This window comes from Actinomycetes bacterium (genome assembly GCA_036000965.1).
In the GTDB taxonomy this organism is placed as follows: Bacteria; Actinomycetota; CALGFH01; order CALGFH01; family CALGFH01; genus DASYUT01.
Genome location: DASYUT010000263.1, coordinates 12,573 through 30,200, shown reverse-complemented (window position 1 = coordinate 30,200; position 17,628 = coordinate 12,573). Strand labels below are relative to the sequence as shown.

The 17,628-nt window shown below is 73.4% G+C and carries 13 protein-coding genes; 4 read left to right on the top strand and 9 right to left on the bottom strand.

Annotation, left to right across the window (positions count from 1 at the left end):
- The first annotated feature begins 89 nt into the window (after positions 1 to 89).
- Positions 90 to 4,058 carry a multifunctional oxoglutarate decarboxylase/oxoglutarate dehydrogenase thiamine pyrophosphate-binding subunit/dihydrolipoyllysine-residue succinyltransferase subunit gene (locus VG276_22820; GenBank protein ID HEV8652145.1) on the top strand — a complete coding sequence of 1,323 codons (3,969 nt, stop codon included), beginning with the start codon at positions 90 to 92 and terminating at the stop codon, positions 4,056 to 4,058.
- Positions 4,059 to 4,128: 70 nt separating this feature from the next.
- Positions 4,129 to 4,515 (top strand): CBS domain-containing protein, encoded by a 387-nt coding sequence (locus VG276_22815; GenBank protein HEV8652144.1) that lies wholly within the window; start codon positions 4,129 to 4,131, stop codon positions 4,513 to 4,515.
- A gap of 68 nt (positions 4,516 to 4,583) precedes the next feature.
- Here the strand turns inward: VG276_22815 and VG276_22810 are convergent, their stop codons facing one another.
- From VG276_22810 to VG276_22795, 4 genes are all read right to left on the bottom strand, one after another.
- Positions 4,584 to 5,195 (bottom strand): hypothetical protein, encoded by a 612-nt coding sequence (locus tag VG276_22810; protein HEV8652143.1) that lies wholly within the window; start codon positions 5,193 to 5,195, stop codon positions 4,584 to 4,586.
- Positions 5,196 to 5,424: 229 nt separating this feature from the next.
- Positions 5,425 to 7,137, bottom strand: coding sequence for an FAD-dependent thymidylate synthase (locus VG276_22805; protein ID HEV8652142.1), 1,713 nt, complete (start codon positions 7,135 to 7,137; stop codon positions 5,425 to 5,427).
- Positions 7,134 to 7,952, bottom strand: coding sequence for a 4-hydroxy-tetrahydrodipicolinate reductase (dapB, locus tag VG276_22800; protein ID HEV8652141.1), 819 nt, complete (start codon positions 7,950 to 7,952; stop codon positions 7,134 to 7,136). The genes VG276_22805 and dapB overlap by 4 nt, the downstream gene beginning before the upstream one ends.
- 210 nt (positions 7,953 to 8,162) lie before the next feature.
- Positions 8,163 to 8,948: an EI24 domain-containing protein gene (locus tag VG276_22795; protein HEV8652140.1), complete on the bottom strand. Its 786-nt coding sequence runs from the start codon at positions 8,946 to 8,948 to the stop codon at positions 8,163 to 8,165.
- A gap of 246 nt (positions 8,949 to 9,194) precedes the next feature.
- Here VG276_22795 and VG276_22790 point away from each other — a divergent pair, with 246 nt between their 5' ends.
- Complete coding sequence (locus tag VG276_22790) at positions 9,195 to 9,956, top strand: GNAT family N-acetyltransferase (GenBank protein HEV8652139.1); 762 nt, start codon at positions 9,195 to 9,197, stop codon at positions 9,954 to 9,956.
- Between the two features lie 45 nt (positions 9,957 to 10,001).
- A complete protein-coding gene (locus VG276_22785; GenBank protein ID HEV8652138.1) occupies positions 10,002 to 11,003 on the top strand; it encodes a molybdopterin-dependent oxidoreductase in 1,002 nt (333 codons plus the stop codon).
- A 65-nt stretch (positions 11,004 to 11,068) separates the two neighbouring features.
- Here the strand turns inward: VG276_22785 and VG276_22780 are convergent, their stop codons facing one another.
- From VG276_22780 to VG276_22760, 5 genes are all read right to left on the bottom strand, one after another.
- Positions 11,069 to 11,686: a TIGR00730 family Rossman fold protein gene (locus VG276_22780; protein ID HEV8652137.1), complete on the bottom strand. Its 618-nt coding sequence runs from the start codon at positions 11,684 to 11,686 to the stop codon at positions 11,069 to 11,071.
- Between the two features lie 155 nt (positions 11,687 to 11,841).
- Positions 11,842 to 13,122, bottom strand: coding sequence for a pitrilysin family protein (locus VG276_22775; protein ID HEV8652136.1), 1,281 nt, complete (start codon positions 13,120 to 13,122; stop codon positions 11,842 to 11,844).
- Between the two features lie 5 nt (positions 13,123 to 13,127).
- Complete coding sequence (locus tag VG276_22770; protein HEV8652135.1) at positions 13,128 to 15,362, bottom strand: polyribonucleotide nucleotidyltransferase; 2,235 nt, start codon at positions 15,360 to 15,362, stop codon at positions 13,128 to 13,130.
- 427 nt (positions 15,363 to 15,789) lie between these two features.
- Positions 15,790 to 16,056, bottom strand: coding sequence for a 30S ribosomal protein S15 (gene rpsO, locus VG276_22765; GenBank protein ID HEV8652134.1), 267 nt, complete (start codon positions 16,054 to 16,056; stop codon positions 15,790 to 15,792).
- A gap of 102 nt (positions 16,057 to 16,158) precedes the next feature.
- Complete coding sequence (locus VG276_22760) at positions 16,159 to 17,568, bottom strand: glycosyltransferase 87 family protein (GenBank protein HEV8652133.1); 1,410 nt, start codon at positions 17,566 to 17,568, stop codon at positions 16,159 to 16,161.
- Positions 17,569 to 17,628: the final 60 nt, after the last annotated feature.

Sequence of the window (17,628 nt, the reverse complement as noted above, 5' to 3'; positions counted from 1 at the left end):
AGGAGGCCGCAGTGACGTCCGGGCCGGCCGGGGAGCCGGCCGTCACCGCGGTGCGCGGCGGATCCGACGCCAAGGGTGGTGCAAGGCAGATGGGATGGTTCGATCGGGCGGAGTTCGGCCCTAACGTCGGGCTGATCGACGAGATCTACCGGCAGTATCTGGACAACCCTGAGTCGGTGAGCGACGCCTGGCGGGACTTCTTCGCCGAGAACGACCCCGAGGAGGACGGCGAGGTCGAGACGGCGCCGGCCGTGGCCACGGCGGTCGACGGCGAGCGTGGCGACGGCGAGGCGGCGGACAGCGGGGAGTCACCCGAGGAGCAGGAGTCACCCGAGGAGCAGGCGCCGCCCCAGGTCCAGGCGCCGCCCCAGGTCCAGGCGCCGCCCGAGGAGCAGGAGTCACCCAAGGTGCAGGCGCCGCCCGAGGTGCAGGCGCAGTCTGTGGGCCAGACGCCGCCCGAGGGCCAGACCAAGGCCGCACCGCAGGGGCAGGCTGCGGCGGCGTCCAAGGAGCAGGCGGAGGCGGCGTCGCGCGCGCCGGAGGCCGGCGAGGCCACCGGCGACGCCAGGGCCAGGGCCACGGCCACGCGCGACAAGGCCACGCGCGACAAGGCGACGGCCACGGAGACCACGAAGGCGAGGAGCGAGGCCAGGGCGGAGGGCGACGGCAAGGCCGAAGCCAACGGCAAGGCCCGAACCGACGGCGGGGCCGGAGCCGAGGTGATCCCACTCCGGGGCGTCGCCGCACGGATCGTCGAGGCGATGGAGGCGAGCCGGGCCGTGCCCACGGCCACCTCGGTCCGCACCGTCCCGGCCAAGCTCCTCGAGGTCAACCGCAACGTGCTCAACGGCCACCTGCGCCGCCACCGGGGCGGCAAGGTGAGCTTCACCCACCTGATCGGCTGGGCCGTGGTCAAGGCGCTCGCCGCCGTGCCCGCCATGACCTCGGTCTACCGGGAGGTCGACGGCAAGCCGAACGTGGTCCGCCCCGAGCACCTGAACCTCGGCCTGGCCGTGGACGTCAAGCGTCCCGACGGCGGCCGGACCCTGCTGGTGCCCAACATCAAGCAGGCAGACACCCTCGACTTCGCCGGCTTCGTGCGCGCCTACGAGGAGCTCATCAAGAAGGTCAAGAGCAACAAGGTCACGGTGGAGGACTTCCAGGGCACCACGGTGACGATCACCAACCCGGGCACGATCGGCACGGTGCTGTCGGTGCCGCGCCTCATGGCCGGCCAGGCAGCCATCGTCGGCGTCGGCTCGATCGCCTACCCGGCCGAGTACCAGGGCGCCGACCCCAAGGCCCTGGCCGAGATGGCCGTGGGCAAGGTCATCACCATCACCTCGACCTACGACCACCGGGTCATCCAGGGCGCCGAGAGCGGCGAGTTCCTGGCCAAGGTGCACGCCCTGCTGCTCGGCGAGGACCAGTTCTACGACGAGCTGTTCGCCGACATGGGCGTGCCCTACGTGGCGGTGCAGTGGCACCCGGACACCCACGCCGGGCACGACGCCCTGGCCGCGGTGGAGAAGCAGGCCCGCGTGCTGCAGCTCATCAACATGTACCGGGTGCGCGGCCACCTGATCGCCGACCTCGACCCGCTCGAGGTCAAGCCCCCCTCGATGCACCCCGAGCTGAACCCGGCCAGCTTCGGCCTGTCCATCTGGGACCTCGACCGCTACTTCGTGACCGTGGGGCTGACCCGCGACCGCGAGCTGCCGCTGCGCGAGATCCTGCGCATCCTGCGCGACGCCTACTGCCGCACCGCCACCTACGAGTACATGCACATCTCCCAGCCCGACGAGAAGCAGTGGATCCAGGAGCGGGTCGAGGTCCCCCAGCAGCCGCTGCCCAAGGAGGACCAGCTCCAGATCCTCCACAAGCTGAACGAGGCCGAGGCGTTCGAGCGGTTCCTGCACAACAAGTACGTGGGTCACAAGCGGTTCAGCCTCGAAGGCGGCGAGAGCCTGATCCCGATGCTCGATGCAGTCCTCGACGCTTCCGCCGAGGCAGGGCACGAGCGCGTGGTCATGGGCATGAGCCACCGGGGGCGGCTGAACGTGCTCGCCAACACGGTCGGCAAGAGCTACGGCGAGATCTTCCACGAGTTCGAGGGGCACCTGGACCCGGCGCTCACGCAGGGCTCGGGCGACGTGAAGTACCACCTCGGCGCGGTCGGCAAGCACCAGGCCCGCTCGGGCCGGGAGGTGGTCGTCGAGGTGGCCTCCAACCCGAGCCACCTGGAGGCGGTCAACCCGGTGGTCGAGGGCATCGTCCGGGCCAGGCAGGACCTGCTCGACCGGGGCGAGGAGGCGCCGGTGCTGCCGGTGCTGATCCACGGCGACGCCGCCTTCGCCGGGCAGGGGGTGGTGGCCGAGACGCTCAACCTCTCCCAGCTCCGCGGCTACCGTACCGGCGGCACGGTGCACATCGTCGTCAACAACCAGCTCGGCTTCACCACCAGCCCGGACTACGGCCGCTCGAGCACCTACGCGACCGACGTGGCCAAGATGATCCAGGCGCCGATCTTCCACGTGAACGGCGACGACCCCGAGGCATGCGTGCGCGTGGCCCGCCTGGCCTTCGACTACCGCCAGGCGTTCAAGAAGGACGTGGTGGTCGACATGTGGTGCTACCGGCGCTTCGGCCACAACGAGGGCGACGAGCCGGCGTTCACCCAGCCCCTCATGTACGCGCGGATCAAGGGGCGTCCGTCGGTGCGCAAGCTCTACACCGAGGCCCTGGTCAACCGGGGCGACCTGTCGCTCGAGGACGCCGAGCGCGCGCTCGAGGACTTCCGCTCGCGCCTGCAGCAGGCGTTCGACGACACCCGCACCGACAGCAAGGTGGCCGAGGTGGAGCTGGCCAGGCCCGCCTCGATGGCCGAGGACCCGCCGGTCGAGACCGCGGTGGAGCGCGAGCGGCTGGACCGCATCGCGGCCAGCCTGGCCGACGTGCCCGCCTCGTTCAACGTCCACCCCAAGCTCGTCAAGTGGCTGGCCGACCGCAGCGCAGCGCTCGGCAAGGACCGGGTCGACTGGTCGCTCGGCGAGGCGCTCGCCTTCGGCTCCCTGCTGCTGGACGGACGCATGATCCGCCTGTCCGGGCAGGACACCCGGAGGGGCACCTTCAGCCAGCGCCACTCGGTGCTGGTGGACCAGGAGAACGGCGAGCTGTACACGCCCCTGGCCAACCTGGCTCCTGGCCAGGGCCGTTTCTTCGTCCACGACAGCCTGCTGAGCGAGTTCGCCGCCGTGGGCTTCGAGTACGGCTACTCGGTGGCCAACCCCGAGGCGCTGGTGCTCTGGGAGGCCCAGTTCGGCGACTTCGTCAACGGCGCGCAGATCATCGTCGACCAGTTCATCTCGGCCGCCGAGGACAAGTGGGGGCAGCGGGCGGGCCTGGTGCTGCTGCTCCCCCACGGCTTCGAGGGCCAGGGCCCGGAGCACTCGAGCGCCCGTCTCGAGCGCTTCCTGCAGCTCGCGGCCGAGGACAACATCCAGGTGACGGTGCCGTCCACCCCGGCCCAGTACTTCCACCTGCTGCGCCGCCAGGCCCTGCGGGCCACCCACAAGCCGCTCGTGGCGCTGACCCCGAAGTCGCTGCTGCGGCTCCCGGCAGCCCGGTCGACGGCCGCCGACCTCACCGGCGGGCGGTTCCAGGAGGTCCTGCCCGACCGCGGCGGTCCCGACCCCGAGGACGTTCGCCGGGTGCTTCTCTGCAGCGGCAAGGTCTACTACGACCTGGCCAAGCGGCGGCAGGAGAAGCAGCTCGAGCAGGTCGCGCTACTCCGGATCGAGCAGTTCTACCCGTTCCCGGCCGAGCAGCTCCGCGAACGCCTGGCCCCGTACGGGAAGGCGGAGCAGATCTGGTGGGTCCAGGAGGAGCCCGAGAACATGGGCGCCTGGTGGTACCTGCGCATGCGAGCCGAGCAGGAGTGCGGCCTCGACCTCACCGGCGTCACCCGCCCCGAGGGCGCCGCCCCCGCCGCCGGGAGCCCCACCCTGCACCAGCAGGAGCAAAAGGACCTACTCGACCGGGCGTTCGCCGACCTTTAGGGTTTAGGGTTGTCGTCTAGGGTTTAGGGTTGTCGTCACCAAATCACGAGCGCACGAAGGAGGCGGAGCCGTGAAGGTTCGGGATGTCGCGAGCAGCGCGGTGGTGGCGGTCGGACCTGGGCACTCCCTCCGCGAGGCCACCAGGGTGATGGCCAAGCACGGGGTCGGCTCCGCCGTCGTCCAGGACGTCGAGCAGCTGGTCGGCATCCTGACCGAGCGGGACGTCCTGAACGCGGTCGCGACCGGCGCGGAGCCGGACGAGACCTCGGTGCAGGACATCATGACCGGCGACGTCGTCACCGTGGGACCCGACTGGGACCTGGTCGAGGCGGCCGGCGAGATGGCCCGCCGGCGCATCCGCCACCTCGTCGTCTACGAGGGCGGGCAGCTCCTCGGCATCCTCTCGGTGCGCGACGTGCTGCCAGCGCTGCTGCCCGACTTCCAGGCCGGGCGCTGAGCCCTCAGCCGCCGGCTTCCGCGTCGAGCAGCTCGCCGGCGGTGGGGTGGTGGTGGCGCGCTGAGCCCTCAGCCCGCCGGCTGCACGGGTGCGATGCGCAGCAGCAGCCAGTCCCGGCCGCCCGGCGGGAGGACCATGCTGAAGCGCAGGAGCTGGCGGCGGGCCGGCTCGGCCTTGACCTGCCGGCCGGACTCGGTCACGAGCCGGGCGGGCGCGCAGGCGAAGGCGGCCAGGATGGTCCACTGCCGCGCCCCCGCCGGGCTCGCCTCGACGACCTGGACCGAGGTGGAGAGCCCGATCCAGCGGACGTGCTGCCGCCGCATCTGGGCGATCGAGGCCCGGTCGATCCGCCGGTTGACGCTCCCGGGCGCGTAGATCCGGTCGAGCAGCGCCACGTCGCGCCGGCTGAGCGCGGCGTCGCGGAGGCTGACCATCTCGGCCAGCCGCCGCACCGCCGCCTGGCGGGCGGCTGCCGAGCCGCTGGTCCCGTCCGCGGCGACCTTGGCGCTGACCCGCGAGGCGGTGGCCCCTCGGACAGCGGGCGGCGGGGGGTCGGACCCGGTCGCGAGCACGGCTCCGATGCCGCCTGCGAACAGCACCACCATGACGACGCCGACGAACAGCAGGCCGGTGGCGGCGTTGCCACCAGTGGACGAGGAGCGATGGGAGCTAGCTCGCATACCGTTTGGGTCAACCCTCGGGGACAGGCCGCAGGCATGCTAAGACGCCTCAAAACCCCCTTACAAACCGCTGATCACGACGAACCTATCATCAGGCCGCTCGGCGCTGTCCGTTTAGGACGTAACGGTACGTTCGGTCGGCGATCGTGAACGAATCGCAACACGCTCAGCCTGCCCGGTGGGGGGACGCCCGCCGCCGGTGCCGGCGGCGGGCGGCTCCGGACGGCCCCTACGGCGCGAGCGCCCGCCTCGCCTCGAGGCGTCGCTCGGCGGTCAGGCGGCCGAGGCCGACCTCGTCGTGGACGACGAAGCGCATGGCGCCGGCCAGTGCCCGATGGCCGGCCTCCTCGGCCACGAGCCGGTGCAGCGCCTGCGCCACCGCCCGGTAGGCGGGGTGGCCCTGGGGCGTGGAGCGGAGCTCGGCCAGGTGCATCAGCTCCCGGGCGTTCAGCGTGATGGCGAAGCGGATCCGGTGGGCCAGGCTGACGGCGTAGGCGGCCTGGGCCGGGAAGCGGGGGGCGAGCGCCCGGAAGAGGCCGGCCGAGGCGGCCATCGCGGCCTCGAAGCGGTCGCCATGGCCCGCCGCCTCGACGTCGGGCGGCACCTCGTAGCCCAGCGAGGGGGTGAGCGGCTGCCAGACGATCGTGCAGAGCCGGTGGCGTTGCAGGTCGCGGAAGGCCCCGTAGTCGGCCACCACGTCGAAGGTGTAGACGGCTCGCTCGAACGCCCGCCCCGGCTTGTGGCGCCGGTTCTCCCGCTCGCCGACGTATGCGGCGAGCAGGCGGGCCCGGTCGCCGGCGCCCAGTCCCGCGACCCGGGCGGCCACCTCCGCCTCGCCGGCGCCCGCGTGCGGGTAGGCGACGGCGGTGAGCACCTTGTCCTCGCCGGCCGGGTCGAACTCGGTGAGGCGGACCGACGGGCCCTCCTCGCCCAGGTGGGCCGGGCCGAGCACGTCCTCGACCGCCCTGGCGGTCTCCGCCGCGGTGCGGGCGAGGTAACGGGACCACGCCACCCCTCGGTCGTCCCGGTCGACCCGGGTCAGGAAGGCCGGGATGACCTTGCGCAGCTCGGCTAGGAGCAGCTCGCCGCAGGTCCGTGCCTCGGGCAGCGGGTGCGCGGCCAGGCGCAGCAGGAGCGCCTCGTACGCCTGGCCGGTCGCGTAGATGCCGAGGTTGGAGGTGGTCGCGGCCGGGAGCAGGCCGCGCAGGGCGTCCAGGGACCTGGCCTTCACCGCCCGCCGCCACGCCGCCTCGCTGGTGCCCGCCTCGTGGGGCACGACCCGGCCGAGGTGCCCGGTGAGCGCGGGGAGCAGCTCCGCGTAGGTCTCGAAGAGCCCGTCGAGCACCCGGCGGTACTCGGGGCCGAGCTCGGCGTCGGCGGCCACCTCCGGGTCCAGGTGGTAGCGCCAGCGGCCGCCAGGGCGGTCGGCGTAGGCGACGTAGCGGGTCGACTGCTCGAGGTAGGCGGCCAGCCGGCCCCATTCGAGCACCTTGGTGAGCAGGTTGGAGGCCTGCTCGCAGGCGACGTGGGCGCCGCCGAGCTGCGCGATCGAGTCGTCGCCGTACTCGTCGAACACCCGCTGGTAGAGCGCGGCCGCCCGCCGGTCCCCGGTCGCCGGGCCACGCGTCCCGCCGAGGCGTGCCTCCGGGTCCTCTTCCCCGCTCGGCACGCCAAGGCGTGCCTCCAAGCTCTGTTTCCCGTTCGGCACGCCAAGGCGTGCCTCCGTTTCGTCGGCGAACTCATCGAGGAACAGCCGGCGCAGGCTCTTGCCGGTGCGGGAGTAGCGGGCGAACAGCGCACCCTTGACCGTCTCGGGCAGGTTGCGCAGCGCGAACACCGGCCCGTCGACGTTGGTGAACCACGGCTCCAGCCGGGCCCGCTCGTCGTCGTCGAACTCCTCGACCCACCAGGTCGGCCGCGCCGCCGTCGCGTCCCCGGTCATGCCAGGCCCAGCAGGGGTTCCAGGCCGACGGTGAGGCCGTGCCTGAGCGGCACCTCGCGGACCGCGAGCAGCACGCCGGGCATGAACGAGACCCGGTCCAGCGAGTCGTGGCGCACGGTCAGCAGCTCGCCCTGGCCGCCGAACACGACCTCCTGGTGGGCGACGAGACCGGGCAGGCGCACCGAGTGCACCCGCACCCCGTCGATCTCGGCCCCGCGCGCACCTGGGGCGAGCTCCCGACCAGGGTGGGTGGGAGGACCGGCGCCCGCGCGGGCGGGAGGCGCGGCCGCCCGCGCGGCGGCGATGGCGTGGGCGGTCCGGATGGCGGTGCCCGAGGGCGCGTCGGCCTTGGCCGCGTGGTGCTCCTCGATGATCTCCCCCGGGTAGAAGCGGGCCGCGATGGCCGCGAAGTGCATGGCGAGCACCGCGCCGAGCGCGAAGTTGGGTGCCCACACGGCGTTGCCGCCTTCGTCGTCGCTGGTCAGAGAGGCAAGCTCCTCCATGGCCCCGTCGGGCAGGCCGGTCGTTCCCGAGACGAGGTGGATCGCCTCAGGCAGCAGGGTCCGGGCGGCCGCCATGGTGGCGTCGGGGGCCGAGAAGTCCACCACCACGTCGACCTCGGCGCTGATCACGTCGGAGAGATCCTGGCCGATCAGGAGGTCGGGCGGCGCCTCGGGTATGACGGTGCGCAGCTCACGCCCGACCGCGGTCGAACGGGCCACCACCGCGACGAGCTCGAGGTCGCCGGCGGCCAGGACCGCCCGGCAGGTGGCCTGGCCCATCCGGCCCGTCGCTCCCAGCACGCCCACCCGCACGCTCGCGCCTCCTCGTCCCGTCCAGGCTTCTCTCCGGCGGGCAGGATACCGCCCGCGGTCGACACCGCGGCGGGCCTCGCGCGCTTCAGGCAGACGGGCCTCGCGCGCTTCAGGCAGACGGGCCTCGCGCGCCTCAGGCAGACGGGCCTCGCGCGCCTCAGGCAGACGGGCCTCGCGCGCCTCGGACGGGTCGGGTCAGCGACGGTCGTGTCAGCGGTCGCGGGCGCCCGTCAGCCGGCGCACCAGCAGGGTCCCGCCGATGACGGCGCCCGGCATGGCCACGACGTTGGCGAACGGCACCAGGAACAGCAGGAAGGCCGCCACCCCGAACCCGGTCACCGGACCCCGGTGCGACCAGGCGAAGCGCAGGCGCGCCCGCAGGCGCAGCCCGCGCCGCTCCAGCGGGATCGCGAGCAGCTCGACCGAGAGCAGGTAGCCCGAGACGACCGCCTGGACCACCGGGACCAGGCTCTGGCCGACCACGGGGGTGAGGCCGAGCAGGAGGAGCGGGAGGTTGACGCCGAGGATGAGCACGAACAGGACCAGCGACTCCACGGTGGCCCGCGGCAGGGTCCGCCACCAGGGGCTGTCGATCCCGGCCGGCGGGTCGCCCAGGTCGCGCTCGACCCGGTCGGAGATCCGCTCGAAGAAGGGTTGCCCGATCATGTTGGCCAGGGTCGCGAACGACAGCACGGCGAGCAGCAGCGCGCCGAGCACGACGGCGATGCCGACGGCGTCCCGGAGCGCGCCACGGGCTCCCGGCGACCAGTGGTCGGCGAATGGGGTGAGCCAGGCCGCGACCGCGTCGACGTTGCCGACGAGCAGGGCGAGCAGGGCGAGGACGAGCAGGCCGGCGATCAGGACCGGGACGAGCCCGAGGAGCCAGACGGCCGGGGTGGCCAGGAACGTGCGCATGCCCCGGGCCATGTAGCCGGCGCCGGAGACCGCCCCGGGCGGCGCTCCCCGGCCCGCGCGAGCGGGAGGCAGGGCGGCCATGGCCCGGATCGTAGCAAACCGGCCCGCGGCCGCCGGGCCAGGCGACCGCCCCGGCGACCGCCGGGGACGGCCGCAGCCGCCGGGCGGGGCGGCCTCCCACGGGCGCAGCCGCCGGGGGGGCCAAGGCGGATCATGGCTGCCGTCACCTCCACCTGGGTGGACGGGCGGGCCCGGCCGGGGGTTGCCGTTCGCGCGGGCATGGGCATGGTCTGTCGGCCACCGCCTGGGAACCGCTACGCTTCCCACATGCTCGCATCCGTCGACAACGACGCCGTGGTGATGGCCGTGCTCGCCGACCGCTTCCGGCTGCCCATGGAGCGCCTGGTCCCCGGCGAGATCGCGGTGGCCGAGGTCCCCCACCCGAGCCTGCCGGTGCGCGCATTCACCCGCGACGGCGGGGCGGTGGTGGCGGTCGCGCCCGAGGCGGCCCGGCTGCTCTCCGCCCACCTGCGGGGGCCGGCCACGATCCGGCCCTCGCTCGAGGCGGTCGCGGCCGAGCTGCCCGGGCACATGTTCTCGGGCGTGGCCCGGACCGGCGTGGCCATCCCTCCGCCGCTGGTCCCGGTGACGATCGTCGACACCGCCGACCCGCGCCTGCCCGACTGGGTCCACGGGCACTTCACCGGGGACGCCTGGGTGGTGCTCGAGGACCGCCAGGTGCTGTCCACCGCCGTGCTCAAGCGCTACGACGACCGGCTCCGGGAGATCGCGGTGGGGACGGCGGAGGCGGCGCGCGGCCGCGGGCTGGCCCGCGGCGTCGTCGCGGCCGCCGCCCGCGCCGTGCTCGCCCAGGGTCGCGCGGTCCTCTACAACCACGCCGAGGACAACTTCGCCTCCGCGAAGGTGGCCGAATCGATCGGCCTGCACGAGTTCGGCCGCTATTACGCCGTGGTCCCCGACCGCCGCTTGGGCGCGGAGTTCGGCGAGGACGACACCGCCGCCGACCGCGCCGCCAGGCCCGGCACGGGCAGGGGCGCCGTGCCGGGCAAGGGCGCCGTGCCGGCATGAGATCCTCGACGGGCTGGCGCCCGCGGGTGGAACATCGATGACCTGATGCGTGCCCGCTCGACCAACCTGACGCTGCTCGCGCTGCTGGTGGTGGCGCTGGCCAGCGGCGGGCTGGCGTTCGCGGCCGGTACCCCGGCCGGCCGCTGGGTGGTGATCGGGCACGGCGTGGCCGGGCTCGCGCTGCTGCTGCTGAGCCCGTGGAAGTCGGTTATCGCCCGCCGGGGCCTGGCCAGGCGACGGCCGGGCCGGGGCCTGTCGGTCGCCTTCGCGGTGCTCGTGGCCACCGCGGTCGCGGCCGGGGTGCTCCACGCAGCCGGCGCGGGGTCCCTCGGCCCGGTCACGGCCATGCAGGTCCACGTCGGCGCGGCGCTGCTCGCGGTGCCCCTGCTCGCCTGGCATGCCTGGACGCACCAGGTGCGGCCGAGGCGCACCGACCTCTCGCGCCGCGCCGCACTCCGGCTCGGCACCCTGGCCGCCGGGGCGGGCCTGGCCTGGCTCGGCGTCGAGGGGCTCGTGCGGCTCTCGGGGCTGCCTGGGGCGGGACGGCGCTTCACCGGCTCCCTGCCCGCCGGCGGCGACCCGGACCGCATCCCGGTCACCCAGTGGCTCGACGACCGGGTGCCCGCCATCGATCCCGGCACCTGGCGGCTCGAGGTCCGCATGGGCGGGCATCGCCGGCTGGTCGGCTACGCCGAGCTGGCCGCCTGGTCGGACCGGGTGGACGCCACCCTGGACTGCACCGGCGGCTGGTACGCGACCGCCCGCTGGGAGGGAGTGCGCCTGGACCGGCTGCTCGCCGGCATGGACGAGGGTGCCAGCATCGTGGTCACCTCGAGCACCGGATACCGCAGGCGCCTGCCCTGGTCGGCGGCTGGCTCGCTGCTGCTCGCCACCAGGCTCGCCGGCCGGCCCCTCTCTGCCGGCCACGGCTTCCCGGCCCGCCTGGTGGCACCCGGCCGGCGCGGCTTCTGGTGGGTGAAGTGGGTGACCACCGTCGAGGTCACCGGCACCCCGGCGTGGCGGGAGCCGCCCTTCCCGCTGACGTGAGCGGGCCGAACAGGAGGGACCGAAGGCCTCCGCCCCTGCCGCTGCGACAGGCGCGGGCGGGCGGTTCACTGGGAGGCTGGCAGCTCCGCGGTCCAGTCCTCGGCCAGGGCCTCGGCGGGGGGCTCGCCGAGCGCCGTGGTCCGGCCGGCGCCCGCCGCGATCGCGGCCTCGACCAGGTCGAGCGCTTCGGCGGGGGTGGCGGCGACCTCGAACAGCCCCCCCTCGCCGGCCGCGACGAATCCCTGCTCGACCATGGCCCGGACCATGGCCAGGAAGGGGTCGTAGTAGCCGCTGGTGTTGAGCAGCACGATCGGCCGGTCGTGCAGGCGGAGCTGGCGCAGCGTGATCACCTCGAGCAGTTCCTCCAGGGTGCCGAACCCGCCGGGCAGGGCGACGAACGCGTCGGCCCTTGCGTCCATCTCGGCCTTGCGCTGGCGCAGGGTCTCAGTCACGACCAGCTCGTCGGCCGGGCCGTAGGCGAGCTCGCGCTCGACCAGGGCGCGCGGGATCGCCCCGAAGACCCGGCCGCCGTGCTCGTGCACGGCCCGGGCCACCTCCCCCATCAGACCCACATCACCGCCGCCGTAGACGAGCTGCCACCCGCGCCGGGCCAGCTCGCGCCCGAGCTCACGCGCGGCCCGGTGGTACTCCTCGGGCAACCCGTGCGCGGACGCACAGAACACGCAGACCGACAGACCGGCGAGCTTGCCGGTCTGAGTCAGACGATCGTCCGCTTGCGGACTCCTCGCCGTTCCAGCCTGGTTCAACTGGCTGTCCGAAGGACTCCACGCCTTTCCCGCCTGCTCCGCCCGACCGTCCGAAGGACTCCACGCCTTTCCTACGCCACGTACTCCTCGAAGCCCTCGGCGTCGAACGGGCCGATCAAGGCCAGGGCCCGCGGGCCCCCGCCCAGGATCTCCTTGGCCACTGCGCGCACGTCGGCCTCGGTGACCGCGTCGACCCGCCGGATGACCTCGTCCACCGACAAGATCTCGCCGCGGGTCAGCTCCGACTTGCCGAGCCACGACATCCGGCTCGAGGTGTCCTCGAGCCCGAGCACCAGCGAGCCCTTGAAGTGCCCCTTGCTCCGCTCGAGCTCCTCCTCGGTCAGCCCGTCGGCCACCACCCGCTCGGTCTCCTCGCCGACGACCCGCAGCACCTCGTGGATCCGCTTGGGCGCCGTCCCGGCGTAGACCGCGAACGACCCGGTCTCGGAGTACTGGCCGGTGTAGGAGCCGATCGAGTAGGCCAGGCCGCGCTTCTCGCGTACCTCCTGGAACAGCCGTGAGCTCATGCCGCCGCCGAAGGCGATGTTCAGCACACCGAGCGCGAACCGGCGCGGGTCCGACCGTGACATGCCCGGGCAGCCGAGCACGACGTGGGCCTGGTCGGTGGGCTTGCGCCGCACGCGCACGCCCCCGGCGAACCTGGGCTCCTTGCGCTCGACCCGGGGGCCGGCCGCGCCGCCCGCCTCGAGGTCGCCGAACGCCCCCCCGACCAGCTCGACCACCTCGTCGTGCCGGCAGCTCCCGGCCGCGGCCACCACCAGGTTGCCCGGGGTGTAGTGGCGCCGCCAGTAGCGCGCGAGGGCGTCGCGCGTCATGGCCTGGATCGACTCGACCGTGCCGAGCACGGGCCGGGCGAGCGGGTGCCCGCCGAACAGCACCTCGGCGAACACGTCGTGCACCAGGTCCTCGGGCACGTCGTTGGCCGCGCCGATCTCCTCGAGGATCACCGTCCGCTCGGCGTCCACGTCGACCTTGGCCAGCCTGGAGGCGCGCACCATGTCGACCAGCACGTCGACCGCGAGCGGCAGGTCGCGGTCGAGCGTGCGGGCATAGAAGCAGGTGTACTCCTTGAACGTGAAGGCGTTCATCTCCCCGCCCACCGCGTCCATGACCTCGGCGATCTCCTGCGCCGAGCGGCGCGCGGTGCCCTTGAACAGCAGGTGCTCGAGGTAGTGGGAGGCGCCGGCCAGGCGTGGGGTCTCGTCCCGGGACCCCACGCCGGCCCAGATCCCGAGCGCCACCGAGCGCACGCTGGGCATGCGCTCGGTGAGGATTCGCAGGCCCCCGGCGAGCTCGGTCCGCTCGAAGGCACCTGATCCGGACCCGGCCATGGAGCCTACTGGCTCTCGCCGTCGGCGCTGGCGGACCCGGACGCGGCCGGGCTGGCGGTCACCCCGTCGGTGGACCCGGGCGCCGCCTCACCCTCCTCGGCCAGCTTCAGCGAGATGCGGTTCTGGCGGTCGACCTCGACCACCTCGACCAGCAGCTTGTCGCCCACGTTGACGACGTCCTCGACCGCCCGCACGCGCTGGCCCTTGCGGCCCAGCTTGGAGATGTGGAGCAGGCCGTCCTTGCCCGGGGTGAGGGAGATGAAGGCGCCGAAGGTGGTGGTCTTCACCACCGTGCCGAGGTAGCGCTCGCCGGTCTGCGGCATGACCGGGTTCATCTGCTCGCGGATCATCCTCAGGGCGATGTCGAGCTGCTCGCCGTCGGTCGCCCCGATGAACACGCGCCCGTCGTCCTCGATCGAGATGTCGGCGCCCGAGGCGGCCTGGATCTCGTTGATCCGCTTGCCCTTGGGACCGATCAGCTCGCCGATCTTGGCGACCGGGATCTGCTCGACGTGGACGCGGGGCGCGAGCCGGTTCAGCTCCTCGCGGGGCCGGTCGATCGCGGCCTGGATGACGTCGAGGACGACCAGGCGGGCGTCGCGGGCCTGGGTGAGGGCGCCGATCAGCACCTCGCTCGGGATGCCGGCCAGCTTGGTGTCGAGCTGCAGCGCGGTCACGAACTCGCGCGTGCCCGCCACCTTGAAGTCCATGTCGCCAAAGGCGTCCTCGGCCCCGAGGATGTCGGTCAGGGTGACGAACTCGCCGCCCTCGGCGATCAGGCCCATGGCGATGCCGCCGACGGGCGCCTTGATCGGCACGCCGGCGTCCATCAGCGACAGCGTGGACGCGCACACCGACGCCATCGAGGTGGAGCCGTTGGACGACAGCACCTCGCTGACCAGCCGCAGGGCGTAGGGGAACTCTTCCTTGTCGGGGACCACGGGCAGCACCGCGCGCTCGGCGAGCGCCCCGTGGCCGATCTCCCGACGCTTGGGGCCGCGCATGAAGCCGGTCTCGCCGGTGGAGAAGGGCGGGAAGTTGTAGTGGTGCATGAAGCGCTTGCGTTCCTCGGGGTCGAGGGTGTCCACGATCTGCTCCATGCGGACCATGCCGAGGGTGGTGACGTTGAGCACCTGGGTCTCGCCCCGCTGGAACAGGCCGGAGCCGTGGGCCCGGGGCAGGATCCCGACCTCGGCCTCGAGCGGCCGGATGTCGCGCGGGCCGCGTCCGTCGATGCGCTTGCCGTCCTTGACCACGCGCTGGCGGACCAGCTCCTTGGTCAGCGCGCGGAAGGCGGCCGAGACCTCCTTCTCGCGGCCGGCCAGGGCGTCGCCGAGCTGCTCGGCGGCGGCCTGCAGGGCCTGGGCCTTCAGCTCGTCGAGGCGGTCCTGGCGCTCGTTCTTGTCGGCGATGGTGATCGCCTCGCGGACCGCGGCCTCGGCGGCGGCCCGCACCACCCCGGCCACGTCCTCGCCGTACTCGGCGAACAGCGGGAACTCGCGGGGCTGGGCGCCGGCCTGTCGCACCAGCTCGAGCTGGAGCTGGCAGGCGGTGGCGATGTGGGGCTTGGAGAGCTCGAGGGCCAGGCCCAGGGCCTCCTCGGTCGGCTTGGGCGCGCCCTCCTCCATCAGGCGGACGGCGTGCTCGGTGGCCTCGGCCTCGACCATGAGGACGTCCACGCCGCCGGCCTCGTTCTGGCGCCCGGCCACGACCATGTCGTAGGTGCACTCGGCCAGCTCGTCGTAGGTGGGGTTGACGATCCAGTCGGTCTCCTTGCGGCCCAGGCGCACGGCCCCGACCGGCCCCGAGAACGGGATGCCCGCGAGCTGGACGGCGGTCGACGCCCCGTTGATCGCGAGGACGTCCCACAGGTTCTGCATGTCGGCCGAGAGGACGGTGGCGACGACGTGGACCTCGTTGCGCAGGCCCTTTGGGAACGAAGGACGCAGCGGCCGGTCGACGAGCCGCGCGGTCAGGATGGCCGTCTCGGAGGGCCGCCCCTCGCGACGGAAGAAGCCGCCGGGGATCTTGCCGGCGGCGTACATGCGCTCCTCGACGTCGACGGTGAGCGGGAAGAAGTCGAGCTGCTCCTTGGCCTGCTTGGCCGCGGTGGCGGTGACCAGGAGCCAGGTCCCGCCGAGCCCGACGACGACTGAGCCGCCGGCTAGCTTGGCCAGCTTGCCGGTTTCCAGGAACATGTCCCGGCCGCCGACGGCGCCTTGTACACGATGGACTGCCATGTAGTGATTCTCCTCAAGTAGCTGCCTCGCGTGGAGGCCAGTGGTTCCGGCCCTCGCCGGGCCCTCCGTGGCGGTGGCGGGTCCGGATGGGCGTGGTGGGCTGGCGGCGGGGCGCCGGCCAGCGTGGAAGCGCGGAGGTTGCGCTGACGGAGGCCGGCTCGGGCCGGCCCTGCGCAGCGGAGCGCGGTGCCAGTTCTCAGTAGAGGAGCCTGGAGCGGTCGGTTCTCGATCCAGGAGCCACCACTGACAACTGGCGGCGACCCTTGCCGGGCCTGCGCTCCGGCACCGGTCGGCCAGCCGACCCGTGCCGGGAGTCTGCGGTGCGACGTCCGTCGTGCTCCGCGTCAGTCGGCCAGTGGCCTCACCGCCTTCTGGGCGCGACAGCGCCACCTCATGGCGCCGCCACGTGCTCGCATGCGCGGCCCGGTCAGCGGCGCAGGCCCAGGCGCTCGATCAGCGAGCGGTACCGGGCGACGTCGTTGGTCTGCAGGTAGCGGAGGAGCCGCCGGCGCCGGCCGACCATCTGCAGCAGGCCACGGCGCGAGTGGTGGTCGTGCTTGTGGACCTTCAGATGCTCGGTGAGCGTGTTGATGCGCCGCGTGAGGATGGCGACCTGGACCTCGGGGGACCCGGTGTCGCCGTCCTTGGTGGCGTATTCCGAGATGATCTGGGTCTTCTCGTCCTTGACCAGCATGCCGCTACCTTTCCGGTGAACACTGCGGAAGTCTGCCCGGGGGCCTCGCAGCAGGGCTCGGAGGGCGCTGCGCAGTCCCGCGTCCCGGGCGACCGCCGGACCTCAGCGAGGCCCAGCCACCCGCGCAAGGGTAGCACGGCGCGCCGGGGACCGCTGTTGAGCTGCGGTGCTCTGTCTGTCAGGCGGCGCCTGCCCGCCTGAAGCGCGCGATGCCTCGGCGGGCCACGGCGCGAGCACGGCGAGCGCGAGCAGGGTCATCGGCACCGGCCAGTAGTTCCCCATGAAGGCGCGGCTGAACCAGAAGGTGCCCACGGTTACGAACGTCGCGGCGAGCAGGAAGGCCCTGGGGCTGGTCCAGCCCCGGCGCCACAGCCAGCCGGCGCCCACCGCCAGCAGCAGCAGCGTCGGGAGCGTGGTCGCCCAGACCGGCGCCGGGCCCAGCGGGTCGCGGATCACCCCGAGGGCGTGCAGCAGCACCGGCAGCCCCTGCCCGGCGATCGGGAACCGTTCGGCGCTCGCGCCGAGGTGGTAGAGGAGCGCGTCGTCCAGGAAGGCGGCCGGGTGCCAGAGCAGGAACGGCACCGCGGTGACGGCGGCGGGCAGGACTGCCGCGGCCGCCGCGCTGACGGCGGTCCGCCGGTCGAGCTCCCCGTCGCGGGCCCGGCGCGCAAGCCAGGCCGCGAACAGCACCACGGCCGGCACCACCAGCAGCTTGCAGGCGAGCGCGAGCCCGAGCGCGAGCCCGGCGAGCACGGTCCGCCGCCGGAACAGCGCCCAGCCCATGAGCGCGAGCCCACCCACCGCGAGGATGTCGTTGCTCCCCCAGCGGGTCCAGTAGAGCACCAGCGGGTTCAGAGCGACGCCGACGGCGAGCAGCAGGTCGCCGCGCACCCGCAGGCTGAAGCGGGCCATGCCGACGCCGAGCGCGAGCAGGACGCCGAGGTAGACGAAGCGGGCGTCGACCACGGGCGCGCCCGCCCAGAGCAGCGGGGCCTGCACCGGGACCTGGATGAGCAGGGTGGCCGGCCAGTACGGGTAGCGCTCCATGATCGGGTTGTCGATGAGGCGGTCACCGTAGAAGATCGGCATGCCCTCGACCAGCTCCGCGTAGCTCTCGGTGTACGGGTCGCGGCCCTCTAGGAGCGCCCGCACGGCCAGGTCCGTCACCGCGACGCCGCCGTCGTGGCCGTGGCTCATGGTCGGCTCGTCCTGGAAGGCGACGGCATGGTGGAGGCCGGGCAGGAGTCCCAGGGCCACGACCAGGACCAGCAGGGAGAAGACGCGGGCGGCGGGCGACGGCCTGGACTGGAACAGCACGACGGCGTGGAATGCGAGCGCAGGCACGGCCAGCATGCCGGCGAGCAGGTCGGCGACCCCGAACGGCAAGCTGGCCATCGCGGTCGCGGCCAGCACGGCGAGGAGCTCGACCAGGCGCCCGTCGACCGGTACCGGTACCGACGCCCGCGCGCCCTCCACGCTGCCGTCCATCCCCCGCCCGTCTCGGTCGGCCATTGGGGCTGAACCGTACGGGATCGCCCGTTGCCAGCACATCGCCAGCGGGTAGGGGTCTAC